18 protein-coding genes and 1 other RNA gene are annotated in these 20,352 nt (G+C 32.9%); 17 read left to right on the top strand and 2 right to left on the bottom strand.

Annotated features, from left to right (window positions below; translation table 11 throughout):
- Positions 1-5 precede the first annotated feature (5 nt).
- The 3 genes from aspS to AC2D8K_RS01635 all read left to right on the top strand — a co-directional run bounded on the left by aspS (position 6) and on the right by AC2D8K_RS01635 (position 2,958).
- Positions 6-1,772, top strand: a complete 1,767-nt coding sequence (aspS, locus tag AC2D8K_RS01645) for an aspartate--tRNA ligase (RefSeq protein WP_002451811.1) — start codon at positions 6-8, stop codon at positions 1,770-1,772.
- A 123-nt stretch (positions 1,773-1,895) separates the two neighbouring features.
- Positions 1,896-2,086, top strand: a non-coding RNA gene (ssrS, locus tag AC2D8K_RS01640) — 6S RNA.
- A gap of 98 nt (positions 2,087-2,184) precedes the next feature.
- Positions 2,185-2,958 (top strand): tRNA threonylcarbamoyladenosine dehydratase, encoded by a 774-nt coding sequence (locus AC2D8K_RS01635; protein ID WP_002451812.1) that lies wholly within the window; start codon positions 2,185-2,187, stop codon positions 2,956-2,958.
- Positions 2,959-3,027: 69 nt separating this feature from the next.
- Here AC2D8K_RS01635 and AC2D8K_RS01630 read toward each other — a convergent pair whose 3' ends face one another.
- Positions 3,028-4,299 carry a replication-associated recombination protein A gene (locus AC2D8K_RS01630; RefSeq protein WP_002451813.1) on the bottom strand — a complete coding sequence of 424 codons (1,272 nt, stop codon included), beginning with the start codon at positions 4,297-4,299 and terminating at the stop codon, positions 3,028-3,030.
- A gap of 83 nt (positions 4,300-4,382) precedes the next feature.
- Here AC2D8K_RS01630 and cymR point away from each other — a divergent pair, with 83 nt between their 5' ends.
- Complete coding sequence (gene cymR / locus AC2D8K_RS01625; protein WP_002451814.1) at positions 4,383-4,805, top strand: cysteine metabolism transcriptional regulator CymR; 423 nt, start codon at positions 4,383-4,385, stop codon at positions 4,803-4,805.
- Between the two features lie 502 nt (positions 4,806-5,307).
- A complete protein-coding gene (locus AC2D8K_RS01620; protein WP_002451815.1) occupies positions 5,308-5,457 on the top strand; it encodes an SAS049 family protein in 150 nt (49 codons plus the stop codon).
- Positions 5,458-5,562: 105 nt separating this feature from the next.
- Here the strand turns inward: AC2D8K_RS01620 and AC2D8K_RS01615 are convergent, their stop codons facing one another.
- A complete protein-coding gene (locus AC2D8K_RS01615; protein ID WP_002451816.1) occupies positions 5,563-6,561 on the bottom strand; it encodes an LLM class flavin-dependent oxidoreductase in 999 nt (332 codons plus the stop codon).
- A gap of 261 nt (positions 6,562-6,822) precedes the next feature.
- Between AC2D8K_RS01615 and AC2D8K_RS01610 the strand changes: the two genes are divergently transcribed.
- The 12 genes from AC2D8K_RS01610 (at position 6,823) to udk (ending at position 20,332) form a co-directional block, all read left to right on the top strand.
- Positions 6,823-7,962, top strand: a complete 1,140-nt coding sequence (locus tag AC2D8K_RS01610; protein ID WP_124227799.1) for a cysteine desulfurase family protein — start codon at positions 6,823-6,825, stop codon at positions 7,960-7,962.
- Between the two features lie 2 nt (positions 7,963-7,964).
- Entirely contained in the window at positions 7,965-9,083 is a 1,119-nt protein-coding gene (gene mnmA / locus AC2D8K_RS01605) for a tRNA 2-thiouridine(34) synthase MnmA (protein WP_002451818.1), read from the top strand.
- 228 nt (positions 9,084-9,311) lie between these two features.
- A complete protein-coding gene (locus AC2D8K_RS01600) occupies positions 9,312-9,980 on the top strand; it encodes a tetratricopeptide repeat protein (protein WP_002451819.1) in 669 nt (222 codons plus the stop codon).
- A 4-nt stretch (positions 9,981-9,984) separates the two neighbouring features.
- Positions 9,985-12,456, top strand: coding sequence for an SF1B family DNA helicase RecD2 (gene recD2, locus AC2D8K_RS01595; RefSeq protein WP_002451820.1), 2,472 nt, complete (start codon positions 9,985-9,987; stop codon positions 12,454-12,456).
- A 373-nt stretch (positions 12,457-12,829) separates the two neighbouring features.
- Positions 12,830-15,460 carry an alanine--tRNA ligase gene (alaS, locus tag AC2D8K_RS01590; RefSeq protein ID WP_484697880.1) on the top strand — a complete coding sequence of 877 codons (2,631 nt, stop codon included), beginning with the start codon at positions 12,830-12,832 and terminating at the stop codon, positions 15,458-15,460.
- Between the two features lie 61 nt (positions 15,461-15,521).
- Positions 15,522-15,782 (top strand): IreB family regulatory phosphoprotein, encoded by a 261-nt coding sequence (locus tag AC2D8K_RS01585; protein WP_002451822.1) that lies wholly within the window; start codon positions 15,522-15,524, stop codon positions 15,780-15,782.
- 6 nt (positions 15,783-15,788) lie between these two features.
- Complete coding sequence (ruvX, locus tag AC2D8K_RS01580) at positions 15,789-16,217, top strand: Holliday junction resolvase RuvX (protein ID WP_002451823.1); 429 nt, start codon at positions 15,789-15,791, stop codon at positions 16,215-16,217.
- Positions 16,218-16,229: 12 nt separating this feature from the next.
- Positions 16,230-16,538, top strand: a complete 309-nt coding sequence (locus AC2D8K_RS01575) for a DUF1292 domain-containing protein (RefSeq protein WP_484697878.1) — start codon at positions 16,230-16,232, stop codon at positions 16,536-16,538.
- A gap of 326 nt (positions 16,539-16,864) precedes the next feature.
- On the top strand, positions 16,865-17,503 hold the full coding sequence (locus tag AC2D8K_RS01570) for an O-methyltransferase (protein WP_431523200.1): 639 nt from the start codon (positions 16,865-16,867) through the stop codon (positions 17,501-17,503).
- A gap of 2 nt (positions 17,504-17,505) precedes the next feature.
- Complete coding sequence (locus AC2D8K_RS01565; RefSeq protein ID WP_107536197.1) at positions 17,506-18,429, top strand: peptidase U32 family protein; 924 nt, start codon at positions 17,506-17,508, stop codon at positions 18,427-18,429.
- A gap of 11 nt (positions 18,430-18,440) precedes the next feature.
- A complete protein-coding gene (locus tag AC2D8K_RS01560; protein WP_002451827.1) occupies positions 18,441-19,709 on the top strand; it encodes a peptidase U32 family protein in 1,269 nt (422 codons plus the stop codon).
- On the top strand, positions 19,709-20,332 hold the full coding sequence (udk, locus tag AC2D8K_RS01555) for a uridine kinase (RefSeq protein WP_002451828.1): 624 nt from the start codon (positions 19,709-19,711) through the stop codon (positions 20,330-20,332). The genes AC2D8K_RS01560 and udk overlap by 1 nt, the downstream gene beginning before the upstream one ends.
- The last annotated feature ends 20 nt before the right edge of the window (positions 20,333-20,352 follow it).

Below are 20,352 nucleotides of genomic sequence, written 5' to 3'. Positions count from 1 at the left end.
TTGAAATGAGTAAAAGAACGACATACTGTGGTTTAGTCACAGAAGATTTATTAAATGAAAAAGTAACATTAAAAGGTTGGGTACACAATCGACGTGACCTTGGTGGATTGATATTCATCGATTTAAGAGATAGAGAAGGCATTGTGCAAATTGTTTTTAATCCAGATTTTTCACAAGAAGCATTAAATATCGCTGAAACGGTAAGATCTGAATATATTGTTGAAGTTCAAGGTGTAGTAACTAAACGTGACGCTGAAACAGTAAATCCTAAAATTAAAACAGGTCAAGTAGAAGTACAAGTTTCAAATATTGAAATTATCAATAAATCAGAAACACCACCATTTTCAATAAATGAAGAAAATACCAACGTAGATGAAAATATAAGATTAAAATATAGATATTTAGATTTACGTCGTCAAGAACTAGCACAAACTTTTAAAATGAGACATCAAACAACACGTTCAATTCGACAATATTTAGATGATAATGGATTTTATGACATTGAAACACCGGTGTTAACTAAATCAACACCAGAAGGTGCCAGAGACTATTTAGTACCTTCACGTGTTCATGATGGAGAATTTTATGCATTACCACAATCACCTCAATTATTTAAACAATTGTTAATGATTAGTGGGTTTGATAAATATTATCAAATCGTTAAATGTTTCCGTGATGAAGACTTACGTGCAGATCGTCAACCAGAATTTACCCAAGTCGATATTGAAATGAGCTTTGTAGACCAAGAAGATGTTATGGCTATGGGTGAAGAAATGTTACGTAAAGTCGTTAAAGATGTCAAAGGTATTGATGTGCCTGGACCATTCCCAAGAATGACTTATTCTGAAGCAATGAGCCGCTATGGTTCTGATAAACCTGATACACGTTTTGACATGGAATTGATTAATGTATCTCAATTAGGTCATGATATGGACTTTAAAGTGTTTAAAGATACTGTTGAGAATAATGGTGAAATTAAAGCAATCGTGGCTAAAGATGCAGCTGATCAATACACACGTAAAGACATGGATGCTTTAACTGAGTTTGTAAATATATATGGTGCGAAAGGTTTAGCATGGGTTAAGGTTACTGATGAAGGTTTAACAGGTCCAATTGCTCGCTTCTTTGAAGATAAAGATACAGAACAATTAAAATCATTAACAGAAGCATCAGCTGGGGATTTAGTCATGTTTGTTGCTGATAAACCAGAAGTCGTAGCACAAAGTTTAGGCGCATTACGTATTAAACTAGCTAAAGAATTAGGTTTAATTGATGAATCTAAATTAAACTTCTTATGGGTAACAGATTGGCCATTATTAGAATATGATGATGAAAGTAAACGCTATGTAGCTGCACATCATCCATTCACATCACCTAAAAAAGAAGATATTGAGAAATTAGATTCAGAGCCTGAAAATGCACAAGCGAATGCCTATGATATCGTATTAAATGGTTATGAATTAGGTGGGGGCTCAATCAGAATTCATAATGGAGAATTACAAGAAAAAATGTTTGAAGTACTTGGTTTTACTAAAGAACAAGCACAAGAACAATTTGGTTTCTTATTAGATGCATTCAAATATGGTGCACCACCACATGGCGGTATCGCATTAGGATTAGACAGATTAGTGATGTTATTAACTAACCGTACAAACTTGAGAGATACAATTGCATTCCCTAAAACTGCATCAGCTACTTGTTTATTAACAGATGCACCTGGTGAAGTTTCAGAAAAACAATTAGAAGAATTATCATTAAGAATTAGACATTAGTGTACCTAAGCGTTAATTTCTTGTGAATATGTCTAAATGTTGTCTGAATAAAAAGGAATTAAAATATACAATGTTGTTTAATTCCTTTCTTTCTAAGTTTGTGATATTATAATGACATAAGATAGTCATCTGTGATGTTCGTATGTTTGCTTTTTATTTGGGCCTAACACTCTTTGATCAGGGAGCTCAATAGGTTTTCATGCAGCGCAAACGCCTCATTAGGAGGACTTGCAAAACATGAAACAGGGCACCCACCTGTATATAGCAGGCCGAATGATCAAGCTATTTATAACTACGGCATCTACGGACTCTATCGGTACGCAAGACTTAGGTCTTGCGTATTTTTATTTTTAAATTAAAATAATACTTAAAATACATATTGATTTGGATTGTTTAGTTAAAGGAGATTAAAATGAAACATCAATTTTCTAGAAATGAGTTAGCAATCGGACAAGAGGGACTTGATTTATTAAAAAGTAAAACTGTAGCTGTGCTTGGTGTCGGTGGCGTCGGATCTTTTGCAGCTGAAGCATTAGCTAGAACGAATATAGGACATATCATTTTAATAGATAAAGACGATGTTGATATTACAAATGTTAACCGTCAAATCCATGCATTAACGTCGACTATCGGACAAAGCAAAGTGACATTAATGGAAGAGAGAATTAAACAAATTAATCCAGACTGTAAAGTAACGTCATTACATATGTTTTATACAGAAGAAACATATGAAGATATATTTAATAACTATGATATTGATTATTTTATCGATGCAAGTGATACCATTATTTATAAAGTTCATTTAATGAAAGAATGCTTAGAACGTGGTATCGATATGATTTCAAGTATGGGTGCAGCTAATAAAATAGATCCTACTCGATTCCAAATTGCAGATATTTCAAAAACACATACAGATCCAATGGCAAAGGTAATTCGTAATAGATTAAAACGTGTAGGTATTCGAAAAGGAGTAAAAGTTGTATTTTCAGATGAAAGTCCAATTGTAATTAGAGAAGATGTAAAAGAAACAGTAGGTGACAAAAACGCTATCAACAGGAAAGGACAAATGCCACCATCTTCCAATGCATATGTCCCTAGTGTGGTCGGTTTAATTTGTTCAAGTTATGTCATCAATGATATTCTTAAAGACATTCCGATTCGTCGAATTAAAGATAAAGGTCAATAATTAAATAGTAAATAAAAAGATAGTTTGTCTATAATGTAATGACTACATTTAGGCAAACTATCTTTTAACTTATTGAGACTTATTCAATAAATTCTCATAAATGGTTTTAAATTGTTGTTCACTTTTAGAGGTCGTTTTAGGTTCATAATAAATACGATTTTTAAGTATATCAGGTAAGTATTGTTGAACTACATGGCCATTTTCATAATTATGTGGATATTTATAACCAATAGCTCGGCCTAATTCTTTCGCACCAGCATAATGACCATCTTTTAAATAGTCAGGTATTTGTCCTACTTTGCCTTGTCTAATGTCACTTAATGCTTTATCGATAGCTGAAATGCCTGAATTGGATTTAGGTGATAAGCACAATTCAATTACTGCTTGGCTTAATGGGATTCTTGCTTCAGGAAAACCTAATCTTTCAGCTGATTGAATAGCTGCTAATGTGCGTTGTCCAGCATTAGGTGAAGCTAAACCTACATCTTCATAGCTAATAACGAGTAAACGTCTGACTATTGTAGGCAAATCACCAGCTTCTATCAATCTGGCTAGATAATGCAATGCCGCATTGACATCACTACCTCGTATAGACTTTTGAAATGCACTCATCACATCATAGTGCATATCTCCATCTTTATCGCTAACGAAAGCGCCTTTTTGCAAGCAATCTTTCGCATCTTGCAACGTAATATGACGTTGTCCATCTTCTTCAGTTGCACTTAAAACAGCAAGTTCTAAGGCATTTAGTGCACTTCTAACATCACCTTGACTTTGAGTTGAGAAATAGGTCATAGCATCATCATCAACTTCAGGTGTATATGATTTAAGACCACGCTGATCGTCTTCTAAAGCGCGATTTAGTGCTAATCTAATATCGTTATCATAGAGTGGATACAATTCAAAGATTTGAGCTCTTGAACGAATTGCCGGATTAATTGCATGATAAGGATTAGAAGTGGTTGCACCTATTAAGACAATTTTTCCATTTTCCAAATGGGGCAATAAAAAGTCTTGTTTCGCTTTATCTAATCGGTGAATTTCATCTAATAACAAGATGACTTGTCCAGACATTTTTGCTTCATCGACAACCATTTGCATATCTTTTTTGGTATTTGTTACAGCATTGAGTTGTCTAAATTTATATTGAGTACTACCAGCAATAGCTTTAGCAATACTTGTTTTACCTATTCCAGGTGGTCCATAAAATATCATTGAGGACAATCTTTTAGTATCTACCATTCTTCTAATAATACCTGTTGGTCCAACCAAATGTTGTTGTGAAATGATTTCATCAATATTAATTGGTCTCATCCTTGACGCTAAAGGTTCAGTATTCACATTTGTCACACCTTTCTAATATTATCTTAACGCAAAAAATGATAGAATGGGAATATATAATTCGAATTAAGTGAGGTTATACAATGAAAATATCAACAAAAGGGAGATATGGCTTAACTTTAATGATTTCTCTTGCTAAAAGAGAAGGCCAGGGTTGCGTATCATTAAAAACAATAGCCGAAGAAAATAATTTAAGTGATTTATATTTAGAACAACTTGTTGGACCCTTAAGAAATGCTGGATTAATTCGAAGCGTTCGAGGCGCAAAGGGTGGGTACCAATTAAGATTGCCTGCTGAAGAAATTACAGCTGGTGATATTATCAGATTATTAGAAGGACCTATTACCTTCGTAGAAAGTATAGAGTCAGAACCACCTGCACAAAAACAATTATGGTTAAGAATGAGAGACGCAGTCAGAGACGTACTCGACAAAACAACACTACAATACCTTGCAGAATACAAAGAAACAGACCAAAACCTAGACGGATACATGTTTTATATATAGGGACCCAACATTGAAAAATTGGTTCCCCAATTTTTACGGACCATGCAAGTTGGGCGGCCCCTTCATAGAGGTTTTCGAAAAGAAAACCTACAAACAATGCAAGAAGGACAAGGGACCCAGCAAAGAGAAATTGGGAATCCAATTTCAACAAGCAATGCAGGAAGGGCAAGGGCCCTTTAAAGAGGTTTAAATCCTAATAACTATAAATTTAATAAAAAATATGGATTAATTTCCATATTTTTTATTTATTAGCATATCATCTAAAGCTCTGCTATCAAGTCTTTGTATAGTGCTTTGAATAAATCTTAAATTGTATTTTATTTAAAATTTCCTAATTTTATTTGATTGATATGTTTAGTTCCTTGACCAAGTGGTATGAATAGAATATACATCATAACAATTGTTGAATTAATCTTATTCACATGGCAATTGATGTAATAAAGTTAAAATTTAAGTTTTAACAAATACAATTTAGTTTTAAATTTGAAAGGAGCTTATATTTATGGGATTCATGGATAAAGCGAAAGATGCAGCAGAAAAATTCAAAAACAGTGATAACGAGCAAGTAAACAAAGCTAAAGATACAATTAACGAGTACACTGATACTGGTAAAGGCGACAAAGATAAAAAAGAAGATAAAGACGATAAATAATCGTATTCTTATAAGTAATGAGGTAGTGCAATAGCGCTACCTTTTTTTGTATATAAAAAGAACTGAAACGTTAATTTCACGTTTCAGTCTAATATATCAATTCAATTATATTGAATCGATAATGTGTTTAAATTTTTGATATGACTCATGTTGTTTTTGTTGATCATATATATAGCTCACACCCATAATTTCATCGATATCGCCATAATAATCAATAAAAGCTTTGATTTTTTGCTTAACTGTACTTTCAGAGCCAATCATTGATGAGTTGATTCGTTGTTTCGCCATGTCCAATTCTCTTGGTGTTAACACTTGATCTAATTTATCTGTTGGTGGTTGAACAGGTTGCATTTTACCTCTAGTAATACTAACCATAACTTGAGCCATTGAACTTGCTAAATATTCGGCTTCTTCATCTGTGTCTGCAACGATAACATTTAATCCTATAATAACATAAGGTTCACTTAGAAACTCTGATGGTTCAAATAAATCTTTATATATTTGTATCGCATCTTTCATTTGTTGTGGCGCAAAATGCCCAGCAAAAACATATGGCAAACCTCTTCTAGCAGCAACATGTGCCGAATCAGTGGAAGAACCTAATATATATAAAGGTACTTGTTTATCCACAGCTGGATAGGCACGAACATAACTTTGTTGATTTGCTGGTCCGAAATATTGTTGTAATTGATCTACTTCATCTGGAAATTGATAAACACCATTATGTTGGTCTCTGCGCAATGCACTTGCTGTCATCATATCTGTACCTGGTGCTCTGCCTAAACCTAAATCTACGCGGTTAGGAAATAAAGTAGCCATTGTACCAAATTGTTCTGCTACTATAAGAGGCGCATGATTGGGTAACATTATTCCTCCAGATCCGACTTTAATCGTTTTTGTATGTTCTAAAGTATGTTGAATTAATAATGCAGTCGCAGAGCTTACTAAATTAGGCGCATTATGGTGCTCAGCAATCCAGTACCTTTCATATCCTACTTGTTCTAAATATTGTGCTAAATCAATCATATCATGTAAAGCGTCGCTATCCTCTTGTCCTTCTCTAATAGGTACTAAATTTAATGCAGATACTTTAAGATTATTCATATCAATTATTCCTCCATAGTAAAAATAGTATATGAAGTATAACAACGATTAGCAGAAATCAATATTAAATTGCTCATTACACAGAACAATATTACTAATTAAATTAAGAGAAAATAATAGTTAGATTTATAATTCATATTATCAACTATAACAATATAATGTTAAAATTATACTAACTATTTTTGTCAAACAGATAGGTAGAAAAATACGTTTCTAGGTGCTATTATAGGAACATTGATAATTTGGTGAGGAGTGTCAAACATGGAAGTTTATGCTGATTATGCTGCCACAACCCCAGTTAAATCTGAAGTTGTAGAGGCGATGATGGATATATATCAATCTCATTATGGTAACCCATCTTCAATTCATTCAATTGGAAGAGACGCACGTAAATATTTAGATGAATCACGCAGAACTGTAGCCAAATGTTTAGGAGCTAAACCATCTGAAGTCATATTTACAAGTGGTGCTACAGAATCTAACAACACTGCCATTAAAGGTTTAGTTAAAGCTAATGAACATATTGGCAATCATTTAATCACTACTAAAATAGAACATCATTCTGTATTACATGTGTTTGAGCAATTAGAACGTGAAGGTTATGATGTAACATACTTAGATGTAGATGATACGGGTGCCATTGATTTAGATCAATTAGAAGAAGTTATTACAGAAAAAACAATTCTTGTATCTATCATGTTTGTGAACAATGAGGTTGGTACAGTTCAACAAATGTATGATATTGAAGATATCGTTACCTCAACGAATGCATTATTCCATGTTGATGCAGTACAAGCCATTGGTCATTTAGATATAGATTTTGATGATTTTAAATTTGACACTATGAGCGTGACTGGTCATAAATTTGGCGGTCCTAAAGGCATCGGTGCATTACTAGTAAGAGAAAATACACCAATACAATTTACTCAACTTGGTGGTGAACAAGAAACAAAACGTCGAGCAGGAACAGAAAATTTAGCCCAGATTGTTGGTTTTGCTAAGGCGATTGAGTTAGCACAACAACATAGGGATGATAATAATATCCATTTAATGAATTTAAAAGAATTATTTTTAGTGAGTTTGCAAGAACGTGCCATTCCATTTGAGCTTAATGGTTCAATGGTTGATACAACCGGCCACATCATAAATTTATACTTTCCCTTTATTGATGTGGAAACAATGCTAACACTGCTCGATTTAAGTCAAATTTATGTGTCTTCAGGTTCTGCTTGCACAGCAGGGTCAACGACACCTTCACATGTATTAGCAGCTATGTATGAAGACGAAGAAAGAGCGAAACATTCAGTGAGATTTAGTTTTAATGAAATGACTACAGAGCACGAAGTTAAATATATAGTCGCAGAAATTCATAAAATATATCATAAATTTAAGGAGGAATAATCGTGACGAATCAAGATACACGTGTAGTCGTTGGTATGTCAGGTGGTGTCGATAGTTCAGTAACAGCATATCTATTAAAAGAACAAGGCTATGACGTGATTGGCATCTTCATGAAAAATTGGGATGATACTGATGAAAATGGCGTTTGTACAGCTACTGAAGATTATAATGACGTTATAGCTGTTTGTAACCAAATTGGCATTCCATATTACGCAGTTAATTTCGAACAAGAATATTGGGATAAAGTATTTACTTACTTTCTAGATGAATATAAAAAAGGGCGTACACCAAACCCTGATGTAATGTGTAATAAAGAAATTAAATTTAAAGCATTCTTAGAACATGCTTTAAAGTTAGGTGCTGATTACGTAGCAACAGGACATTATGCACGTATTAGAAGACATGAAGACGGTCATGTTGAAATGTTGAGAGGTATTGATAACAATAAAGATCAAACATATTTTTTAAATCAACTTTCACAACAGCAACTTTCTAAAGTCATGTTCCCAATCGGTGATATTGATAAAAAACGTGTTCGTGAAATAGCAGAAGAACAAGATTTAGCTACAGCTAAGAAAAAAGATTCAACAGGCATTTGTTTTATAGGCGAAAGAAACTTCAAGACATTTTTATCTCAATATCTCCCAGCTCAATCAGGTGATATGATAACACTTGATGGTAAAAAAATGGGTGTGCATAGTGGCTTAATGTATTACACAATCGGCCAAAGACATGGTTTAGGTATTGGTGGAGATGGCGACCCGTGGTTTGTAGTCGGTAAAAATTTAGAAGACAATGTATTGTATGTTGAACAAGGATTCCATCATGATGCATTATATAGTGACTATTTAATTGCGTCAGATGTATCGTTTGTTAATGAACAAGATGTTGATTTAGATAAAGGTTTTTATTGCACTGCTAAATTTAGATATCGACAAAAAGATACTAAAGTTTTTGTTCAAAGAGAAGATAATGAAGCAATAAGAGTAACATTTGATGAACCGGTTAGAGCGATTACACCTGGTCAAGCAGTTGTTTTTTATAATGAAGAGGTTTGCCTTGGTGGCGCAACAATCGATGATGTTTATAAAAATTCTGGTCAGTTAAGTTATGTAGTATAAAATTTTGCCGTTAATTCATGGATATGGTCTTAGGATTAACGGCATTTTTTATTTTTTAAATGAAACATCTATAAACAAAAAGCATATACTTTACTTAGTTTGCTTTTAAAAATTAATACATATCATGATAAAATATAATCAAACTAATTTTGAACGATAATTCTCTGTTTTAAATAAGAAAGAATCAAAAGTGATTCAACAAAGATATAAGGAGTTGTCTAAGAAAATATGATTGATCAAAAAACCATATACCAATTTATTAAAGAAGGTCAATTAGAAGAAGCATTGAAGGCTTTATTTGATAATATTGAAGAAGATCCAACAATTACAGAAAATTATATCAATGCTGGAATTGTATTAGCTGATGCAGGTGAAATAGAAAAATCTGAACGTTTTTTTCAAAAAGCAATTACAATCGATCCGGAAAATGGGGCCATTTATTATAATTTAGGAAATGTCTATTATAATCAAGATAGATTTAAAGAAGCGATTAAATTATATCAACAAGCAATGAAATACAATATAGAACCAGTTGATTGCAATTACATGATAGGTATGTCTTTCAATCAATTAAATGCCCATAAAGAAGCGTTACCATTTTTAATGACCGCTGCAGAAAAAGATCAAAATCAGGATACAGAAGTTCAGTTTCAATACGGATTAGTATTATGTCAATTAGAAATGTTTGATCAAGCTATTAAACAATTAAAAATAGTACTATCTATCGATTCAAACCATGTTGACGCAATATATAACTTAGGACTTGCTACATATATGAAAAATGAAGACGTAGATGAAGCAATCGAATATTTCAACCAAGCAATTGAAATTGATTCAGGTCACTTATTGAGTCAACACGCATTAAAAACGTTTACAGCAATTAAAGAAGAGGAGTAATACTATGACTGACCCTACACTATTTGATTATTCAATGATTAAAGGCACTGTCGAAGCTATTTTATTTCAAAATAGTGATAATTTTTATACTGTTTTAAAAGTGGATACGATTGAGACAAATGAATCATTTTATGCGATGCCAACAGTTGTAGGGTTTCTTCCAAATGTAGTTGAAGGGGACGTTTATACATTTAAGGGTCAAACAGTAGAACATCCACGTTATGGAAAACAATTAAAGGCAGAAACATTTGAAAAGGAATTACCACAAACTAAGGATGCAATCATCAGTTATTTATCCAGCGACTTATTTAAAGGAATTGGTAAAAAAACTGCGCAAAATATAGTGAATACTTTAGGAGAAAATGCAATAAATGATATCTTAAATGACGCGAGTGTACTTGAAAAAGTTCCAAGTTTACCTAAAAAGAAACAAAAGCAAATTGCTGAACAAATCGCATCTAATCAAGAATCAGAGAAAGTGATGATACGCCTACATGATTTAGGCTTTGGTCCTAAATTGGCAAGTTCAATTTATCAATATTACGGTGCAGAAACGTTAGATGTTCTCGATAAAAATCCATATCAGCTTGTATATGACATCAAAGGGATCGGTTTTAATAAAGCAGACCAACTAGCACAAAAAATTGGTATCCAATTTGATGCACCTGAGCGAATTAAAGCAGGTTTGCTTTTTACATTAGAAGAAGAATGCATTAAACAAGGTCATACATATATTCCACATGATCAAATTATTGAAGCAACTTACAACGTATTAACTCAAAATAGTAACCATGATGATAATCAAATTAAACAAGAACAACTTCATACAATGTTGCAAGAATTAAATGAAGAAAAAAGAATCATAGTTGCTAATGAAAAAGTTTCGATACCAAGTTTATATTATTCAGAATTGAAAAGTGTTCAAAATTTGTATCGCATCAAAACGCATACAAACAAATTGAAAGATATAGAACAATCTGATTTACAAATTCATATTGGCGAAATAGAAACAAATAATGAAGTAAGTTATGCAGAATCTCAAAAAGAAGCCTTACAAACAGCGATTAATTCTAAAGTAATGCTATTGACTGGTGGTCCTGGTACAGGTAAAACCACTGTGATTAAAGGCATTGTTGAATTATATGCAGAAGTTCATGGCATTTCCTTAGATTATGATGATTATCAAGAAGATGATTATCCTGTTGTATTAGCAGCACCAACAGGTCGTGCATCAAAACGATTACAAGAGTCAACTGGATTAGAGGCCATGACGATACATCGTCTGATTGGTTGGAATCAAGACACACAACCAGAAGATATATTGGACAATGAAATTAATGCACGTCTCATCATCATTGATGAGATGTCCATGGTAGATACTTGGCTATTTCACCAATTTTTAAGTGCCGTGCCATTGGATGCTCAAATTATTCTAGTGGGTGATGAAGATCAATTGCCTTCAGTTGGTCCTGGTCAGGTGTTTAAAGATTTAATTGATTCTAAAACGATTCCAAGAGTAAATTTAACAGAAGTTTATCGACAACAAGATGGCTCTAGTATTATTGAATTAGCCCATCGAATGAAACTTGGTCAACCTATTGATATAACACAACGATTTCATGATCGAAGTTTTATTAATTGCGGTACAGATCAAATTCCTATTGTTGTTGAGAAAGTAGTAAATAGTGCTGTTAATAAAGGCTATGATATGAGCGATATCCAAGTGCTAGCCCCAATGTATAAAGGGAATGCAGGTATTAAACGATTAAACCAAATATTACAAACCATCTTAAATCCAAAAGAAAAAGATACTAGAGAAATTGAGTTTGGAGATGTTGTATTTAGAAAAGGCGATAAAGTATTACAGTTAGTTAACCGTCCGAATGATAATATATTTAACGGAGATATTGGTGTGATTGTCGGTATATTTTGGGCTAAAGAAAATGCTTTAAATAAAGATGTCTTAGTAGTGGATTTCGAAGGTAATGAAATCACATTTACACGCCAAGATTTACTCGAATTAACACATGCATATTGTACTTCTATCCATAAATCACAAGGTTCAGAGTTTCCGATTGTGATTATGCCTATAGTTAAACAATATTTTAGAATGTTACAGCGTCCTATTTTATATACAGGATTAACACGTGCGAAGCAATCATTAGTATTATTAGGTGATCCACAGGCATTTGATATCGGATTGAATACCAATGGACAAAAGAGGTTAACACAACTGTATGATTTACTTAGCCAATACTTTAAAGAAAGTAAAATTGAAGACAATGAGAATGCAGAACTTCAAGACCAACATCAAGATACTCAAGTTGTACACTTTGAAGATAAGATAAATATTGATAATGATTCAAATACGTCTAATGCATCAATGACTATTGAATTATCTGAAGAAACAATCTATCAAATTGACCCTATGATAAATATGGGAGAAATATCACCATATGACTTTGCTAATCGTTGACAATTAAAACCAATAAAATTAAAATAAAGTTAAGTTCGCATAAAGATGAGTAGACATTTTTTAATTTTAAGAGATGTACTGGTTGGTGAAAAGTACAATTAAAATTGTTGAACGCTACTTTGTGTCAATTTAATCATGAGACTAAAGTGATAAGAAACGGTTAGCATCATATAATTCTGGTTTTGAATTATCAAATTGCTATTTTCTATAAATGCAGTGTTGATTCTAACCCAACATCTTATAACTAGGGTGGTACCGCGACAACGTTCGTCCCTTTTTGAGGATGAGCGTTTTTTGTTTACTTTTAAACAATAAAAACAGTTATACATTATTTGCTATTAGCTCATAAATGAAATTCAGGGAGTGTAAGTGGATGAAAAATTTAAAAGCAAGTGAAATCAGACAAAAGTATTTAGACTTCTTCGTTGAAAAAGGACATATGGTTGAACCATCAGCACCATTAGTACCTATCGATGATGATAGTTTGTTATGGATTAACTCAGGTGTCGCAACGTTAAAAAAATATTTTGATGGTAGAGAAACACCTAAAAAACCAAGAATTGTTAACTCACAAAAAGCGATTCGTACAAATGATATTGAAAATGTTGGTTTTACCGCTAGACACCATACTTTCTTTGAAATGTTAGGTAATTTCTCTATTGGTGACTATTTTAAAAATGAAGCCATTGAATTTGCATGGGAATTCTTAACAAGTGACAAGTGGATGGGAATGGAACCAGAAAAATTATATGTGACGATTCACCCAGAAGATATAGAAGCATATAAAATTTGGAATGAAAAAATCGGCTTAGAAGAAAGTCGCATTATTAGAATAGAAGGAAATTTCTGGGATATCGGTGAAGGACCTTCAGGACCAAATACAGAAATATTCTATGATCGTGGTGAAGACTTCGGCAAAGATGATCCAGAAGAAGAGATGTACCCTGGTGGCGAAAATGAACGCTATTTAGAAGTTTGGAATCTAGTGTTCAGTGAATTTAATCATAATAAAGACCACTCATATACACCATTACCTAATAAAAACATTGATACTGGCATGGGATTAGAACGTATGACGTCTATCTCGCAAAATGTACGTACTAACTATGAAACAGATTTATTTATGCCAATTATCAATGAAGTTGAACAAGTTTCTGGTAAAAATTACTTACAAAATAATGATCAAGATGTAGCATTTAAAGTTATCGCCGATCACATTAGAACGATTTCATTTGCGATTGCTGATGGTGCTTTACCTGCTAATGAAGGACGCGGATATGTATTACGTCGTTTATTAAGAAGAGCAGTTCGTTTCAGTCAATCATTAGGTATCAATGAACCATTTATGTATAAATTAGTTGATATTGTTGCAGAAATTATGGAACCATATTATCCAAACGTAAAAGAGAAAAGCGATTTCATTAAACGTGTAATCAAGTCCGAAGAAGAAAGATTCCATGAAACTCTTGAAGAAGGCTTATCAATTTTAAATGGCTTCATTAGTCAAGCTAAAGAAGGAAATCAAGAAATCAATGGTAAAGATGCGTTTAAACTTTATGATACGTATGGTTTCCCAATCGAACTTACTGAAGAATTAGCAACTCAAGAAGGATTAACAGTTGATATGACAACCTTTGAAACAGAGATGCAACAACAACGTGACAGAGCGCGCCAAGCACGTCAAAACTCACAATCAATGCAAGTTCAAAGTGAAGTATTAAAGAACATTACTACAGAAAGTCATTTTGTTGGTTATGATACAACTGACTATCAAACAGAATTGATTCATTTAATTCAAAATGGTGAAGAAGTTGATAAAGCAGATGCTGGAGAAACGATTTACTTTATGCTTAAAGATACACCGTTTTACGCAGTAAGTGGTGGACAAGTTGCTGATAAAGGTATAGTAAGCAATGACCATTTTGAAATTGCTGTAACTGAGGTAACTAAAGCGCCAAATGGACAAAATCTACACAAAGGTACAGTACAATTTGGTCAAGTAAATAAAGGATCCGAAGTAGATGCTAGTGTCAATAAAGACGAACGTCGTTCTATCCAAAAAAATCATAGTGCAACACACTTATTACATGCAGCATTAAAAGAAGTTCTAGGCGAGCATGTTAATCAAGCTGGCTCATTAGTTGAACCTAATCGTTTGAGATTTGACTTCTCACATTTTGGACAAATGACTCAAGATGAAATCAATCAAGTTGAAAGACGTGTTAATGAAGAGATTTGGAGAGGTATTGATGTTCAAATTCAAGAAATGAATATTGATGAAGCAAAAGCAATGGGTGCAATGGCTTTATTCGGCGAAAAATACGGCGATGTTGTAAGAGTAGTCAATATGGCTCCATTTTCTATTGAATTATGTGGTGGTATTCACGTAGAGAACACAGCAGAAATCGGGTTATTCAAAATAGTAAGTGAATCTGGTACTGGTGCTGGAGTGAGACGTATTGAAGCCTTAACTGGTAAAGCTGCATTCTTGTATTTAGAACATATTCAAGAACAATTTAATTTAGTTAAAGACTTAGTAAAAGTCAAAACTGACGATCAAGTTGTAGATAAAATTACACAAATTCAAGATGAAGAAAAATCTTTAATCAAACAACTCGAGCAAAGAGATAAAGAAATCACATCACTTAAAATGGGCAATATCGAAGACCAAGTTGAAACAATTAATGGTTTAAAAGTACTAGCAACAGAAGTAGATGTGCCAAACGCTAAAGCGATTCGCTCAACAATGGATGACTTTAAGTCAAAATTACAAGATACAGTGATTATTCTTGCAAGTAATGTAGATGACAAAGTATCTATCATCGCGACAGTACCTAAAGATCAGACAGACAAAATCAAAGCTGGTGACATCATTAAAAATATGGCACCAATTGTAGGTGGTAAAGGTGGTGGCCGTCCAGATATGGCACAAGGTGGCGGTACACAACCAGAGAACATCACAGAATCATTACGCTTTATTAAAGATTACATTAAAAATATATAATTTAATCAGAACTTCGTGTAGAATAAAATAGAATCAATTTATGAATTGAAGGAGTGACGAGATGGAAAACTTTGATAAAACAATGAAATTCAAATATGAAGATATTCCAGAAGAAGATGTCAAATCAGTATTAGAAAATGTCCACCGAACTTTAGAAGAAAGAGGCTATAATGCCGTTAATCAAATCGTAGGATATCTACTATCTGGTGATCCGGCCTATATTCCACGTCAAAATGAAGCTAGAAATCAAATACGTCACATTGACAGAGATGTGATTATGGAAGAACTTGTTTCAAATTATTTATCTGAGTCTAAAGAATAACCATATATGTTAAAACATAAAATACTCGGATTAGACGTTGGTAGTAAAACTGTAGGTATAGCGATTAGTGATTTAATGGGTTGGACTGCTCAAGGTTTAGACACACTCCGTATCGATGAAAATAATAATGAATTAGGTATCGAGCAACTCGTAGAAATCATTAAGCAACATGGTGTTGGTACAGTAGTTATTGGATTACCTAAAAACATGAACAATTCTATTGGATTTCGTGGAGAAGCTTCGTTACAATACAAAGAGAAACTACAAGAAGCGTTACCATCTATTGAAATTATTATGTGGGACGAGCGATTAAGCACAATGGCTGCTGAAAAGTCATTACTTGAAGCAGATGTTTCAAGACAAAAAAGAAAAAAAGTAATAGATAAGATGGCTGCAGTATTTATATTACAAGGCTATTTGGATTCTATTTCATAAAGGAGAAATAAAATGACTGAACATAATCACGATACAGAATTAAATATTAATAATGAAGAGGAACTTTTAACATTATATGATGAAGTAGGTAATGAAGTACTTTATCGTAAAATGCTTGAATTTTATCACCCTGAATTTAAAAAAGAATATGTTGTGTTAGCCGAAGAAGGTGCACAAACTGATGAAGATGATATGATTGAACTAGTTCCAATGATTAATGAACCTGACGAATCAGGAGACGGTGGTAAATTAGTTCCTATCGAAACAGACGAAGAATGGGATATGATTGAAGAAGTAGTTAATACTGAAATTGATGAATAAGTATTAGAATAATAAATTAAAACATACGCCTTATGTGAAGACATCAATATGTCAAAGCATAAGGCGTTTTTAACATGAATAGCTATATTGTAAAATTTTAACTTTGCGTTGTATCATTAAGATTTATACTTATAATCCCAATGAAATTATGGTAAAATATTTAGAGTTAAATATTATAGCCATCGTTTTAATATACAGCGATTATATATTTGTGCGTTGTTATAATCAGTCAAATTCATTGATTTGTACATTAAATCAATACATAGGCTGATTTATTTTTATTGTCTAATAAACTTGTAGTTATTTTACACAAAGGAAGTCGTTTTATAATGGATACAAATCATTCATATATTCTCAATTTACATAAAACTAATGACAATCATATAGAAGCCTTAAGAGAATATGCTGTTAATCATCAAGTGCCTATCGTCGATCGTAATACGCTAGAAATGATTAAACAAATTATTCGTATAAACCATACAACTCGTATTCTTGAAATTGGTACAGCAATTGGATATAGTGCCATGCAATTCGCTTCGGTATCTGATGATATTCATGTAACTACAATCGAAAGAAACTCAGAAATGATTAGTCAAGCTAAAGCTAATATTTCAGATAACCATTATTCTGCTCAGATACGTCTACTTGAGGGAGATGCTTTAGAGCAATTCGATAAAATTAAAGATCAAACATTTGATATGCTATTCATTGATGCAGCAAAAGCACAATCAAAGAAATTTTTTGAGTTATACACACCACTACTTAGAGAAGGTGGCATTGTTATTACTGATAATGTCCTTTATCATGGATTTGTTTCAGATATAGATATTGTTAGATCAAGAAACGTACGCCAAATGGTAAAAAAAGTTCAACAATTCAATGAATGGTTAATGCAACAAGAAGGATATACGACAAACTTTTTAAATATGGATGATGGATTAGCAATTTCAATAAAAGGAGAATGACTATGCCAGAATTACTAGTTACTCCTAAGTCACTAACACATATGGAAACACTAATAGACATAGGTGCGGATGCATTTGTTATTGGTGAACAAAAATTTGGTTTACGACTTCCAGGAGAATTTAATCGTGAAGATATGACAAAAGCTGTTACGTTAGCACATAATAATCACAAAAAAGTCTACGCTGCAGTGAATGGTTTATTCCATAATTATCATTTAGCAGCATTAGAAGATTATATTCAATTTTTACATGAAATACAGGTAGATAGAATTATATTTGGTGATCCAGCTGTTGTGATGTATGTTAAGCAACAGACAAATCCAATACCATTACATTGGGATGCTGAAACATTAGTGACTAACTATTTCCAATGTAATTATTGGGGGAAAAAGGGTGCATCTAGAGCAGTTTTAGCAAGAGAATTAAGTCTAGAAGAAATTATCAATATCAAATCGCATGCCGACGTTGAGATAGAAGTTCAAGTGCACGGTATGACTTGCATGTTTCAATCTAAAAGAATGTTACTAGGTAATTATTACACATTCCAAGATAGACAAATGAAAATTCAACGTAGTGATAATCAAAATGATTTATTACTATATGATGAAGAACGTGAAAATAAATATCCAGTATTTGAAGATTACAATGGTACGCATATTATGTCTCCAAATGACATATGCCTAATTGAGGAATTAGAACCATTTTTTGAAGCAGACATTGATGCATTTAAAATAGATGGCATTTTACAAACAGAAGAATATATTAATATTGTCACACAACAATATCGTGAAGCCATTGATCTTTATAATGAAGACCCTGAAACATACGAAGATGAAAAATTTATGCTAGTAGACCCAATCGAAGAGATTCAACCAGAACATCGTCCATTTGATGAAGGTTTCTTATTTAAGCATACGGTATATTAGGAGGCTGAATCATGAAAACAATAGAAGACATAAAAGGTGCTTCAAAAACTAAAATGAAGAAGCCAGAATTACTTGCTCCAGCTGGTAACTTAGAAAAATTAAAAATTGCAGTACATTATGGCGCAGATGCAGTATTTTTAGGCGGCCAAGAATATGGTTTAAGATCAAATGCTGATAATTTTACTATGGAAGAAATAGCTGAAGGTGTAGAATTTGCAAATCGATATGGTGCAAAGATCTATGTTACAACCAATATTATCGCACATGATGATAATATGGATGGTTTAGATGAATATTTAATTAACCTTGAAGCTACAGGTGCTACAGGGATTATAGTTGCCGACCCACTTATTATCGAAACATGTAAAAAAGTAGCGCCTAAGTTAGAAATTCACTTATCTACACAACAGTCATTATCTAACTACAAAGCAGTAGAGTTTTGGAAAGAAGAAGGCCTTGACCGTGTTGTTTTAGCACGTGAAACAGGTGCAATGGAAATGAAAGAGATGAAAGAAAAAGTAGATATTGAAATAGAAGCGTTTATTCATGGTGCTATGTGTATTGCGTACTCAGGAAGATGTACATTGAGTAATCATATGACTGCACGTGATTCTAATAGAGGTGGATGTTGCCAAAGTTGTCGTTGGGATTATGATTTATTACAAGTAGACGAAGATGGTGAATTAGATCTATTTTATGAAGATGGTGAAGTAGTTCCGTTTGCCATGAGTCCTAAAGATTTAAAATTAATCGAATCAATTCCACAAATGATGGACTTAGGTATCGATTCATTAAAAATAGAAGGTCGAATGAAATCAATTCATTATATTGCAACGGTTGTTTCTGTATATCGTAAAGTCATTGATGCTTATGCTGAAGACCCAGAACATTTCACTATTAATCCAGAATGGTTAATCGAACTAGATAAATGTGCAAATAGAGATACAGCACCTGCCTTTTTTGAAGGTACACCAGGTTATGAAGAGCAAATGTTTGGAGAACAACAATCTAAAAAATCACCATATGATTTTTGTGGTCTAGTATTAGATTATGATGAAGAAACACAAATTGCTACGATACAACAAAGAAATAATTTTAAGCCAGGTCAAGAAATTGAATTCTTTGGACCTGAAATAGAAAGCTTTAAACAAATTGTAGATACAATTTATGATGAAGAAGGTAATCAACTTGATGCCGCACGTCATCCATTGCAAATTGTACAAATTAAAGTCGATCGTCCAATCTTTACGAACAACATGATGAGAAAGGAAATCGGGTAATGACACAAACGACGATTATAGGTATTGCTGGAGGCTCTGGTTCTGGTAAAACAACTGTCACAAATGAAATTATGAAAAATCTTGAAGGTCATAGTATTGCATTATTAGCGCAAGACTATTATTATAAAGACCAATCACATTTAACTTTTGAAGAGCGTTTGGAGACAAATTATGATCATCCATTTGCATTTGATAACGATTTGTTAATTCAAAATCTAAAAGATTTACGAAATGGTAAAGCCGTTGAAGTACCAACTTATGATTATGCAAGTCATACTAGAAGTGAACGAACAATTGCATTTGAACCTAAAGATGTTATCATCGTAGAAGGTATCTTCGCTTTAGAAAACAAGACGTTACGTGATATGATGGATGTTAAAATATATGTCGATACGGATGCAGATTTAAGAATATTACGTCGATTGAAAAGAGACACTCATGAACGTGGACGATCTATGGACTCAGTTATCAATCAATACTTAAATGTGGTGCGCCCTATGCACGAACAATTTATTGAACCAACTAAGAAACATGCTGACATCATTATTCCAGAAGGTGGCAGTAACAAGGTAGCCATTGATATCATGACTACAAAGATTCAATCTTTAGTTAGTAAACAATAGTATTAAAAGTAAAGGAAGAT

It is taken from the genome of Staphylococcus sp. 510 (assembly GCF_057219715.1).
This window is presented reverse-complemented; position numbering and strand designations above follow the sequence as displayed.

What these genes read in the sequence shown, in the direction of transcription:
- aspS (WP_002451811.1), top strand. Translation starts at nt 6, where the DNA reads ATGAGTAAAAGAACGACATACTGTGGTTTAGTCACAGAAGATTTATTA.
- AC2D8K_RS01635 (WP_002451812.1), top strand. Translation starts at nt 2,185, where the DNA reads ATGAAACATCAATTTTCTAGAAATGAGTTAGCAATCGGACAAGAGGGA.
- cymR (WP_002451814.1), top strand. Translation starts at nt 4,383, where the DNA reads ATGAAAATATCAACAAAAGGGAGATATGGCTTAACTTTAATGATTTCT.
- AC2D8K_RS01620 (WP_002451815.1), top strand. Translation starts at nt 5,308, where the DNA reads ATGGGATTCATGGATAAAGCGAAAGATGCAGCAGAAAAATTCAAAAAC.
- AC2D8K_RS01615 (WP_002451816.1), bottom strand. Translation starts at nt 6,561, where the DNA reads ATGAATAATCTTAAAGTATCTGCATTAAATTTAGTACCTATTAGAGAA.
- AC2D8K_RS01610 (WP_124227799.1), top strand. Translation starts at nt 6,823, where the DNA reads ATGGAAGTTTATGCTGATTATGCTGCCACAACCCCAGTTAAATCTGAA.
- AC2D8K_RS01600 (WP_002451819.1), top strand. Translation starts at nt 9,312, where the DNA reads ATGATTGATCAAAAAACCATATACCAATTTATTAAAGAAGGTCAATTA.
- recD2 (WP_002451820.1), top strand. Translation starts at nt 9,985, where the DNA reads ATGACTGACCCTACACTATTTGATTATTCAATGATTAAAGGCACTGTC.
- alaS (WP_484697880.1), top strand. Translation starts at nt 12,830, where the DNA reads ATGAAAAATTTAAAAGCAAGTGAAATCAGACAAAAGTATTTAGACTTC.
- AC2D8K_RS01585 (WP_002451822.1), top strand. Translation starts at nt 15,522, where the DNA reads ATGGAAAACTTTGATAAAACAATGAAATTCAAATATGAAGATATTCCA.
- ruvX (WP_002451823.1), top strand. Translation starts at nt 15,789, where the DNA reads ATGTTAAAACATAAAATACTCGGATTAGACGTTGGTAGTAAAACTGTA.
- AC2D8K_RS01575 (WP_484697878.1), top strand. Translation starts at nt 16,230, where the DNA reads ATGACTGAACATAATCACGATACAGAATTAAATATTAATAATGAAGAG.
- AC2D8K_RS01565 (WP_107536197.1), top strand. Translation starts at nt 17,506, where the DNA reads ATGCCAGAATTACTAGTTACTCCTAAGTCACTAACACATATGGAAACA.
- AC2D8K_RS01560 (WP_002451827.1), top strand. Translation starts at nt 18,441, where the DNA reads ATGAAAACAATAGAAGACATAAAAGGTGCTTCAAAAACTAAAATGAAG.
- udk (WP_002451828.1), top strand. Translation starts at nt 19,709, where the DNA reads ATGACACAAACGACGATTATAGGTATTGCTGGAGGCTCTGGTTCTGGT.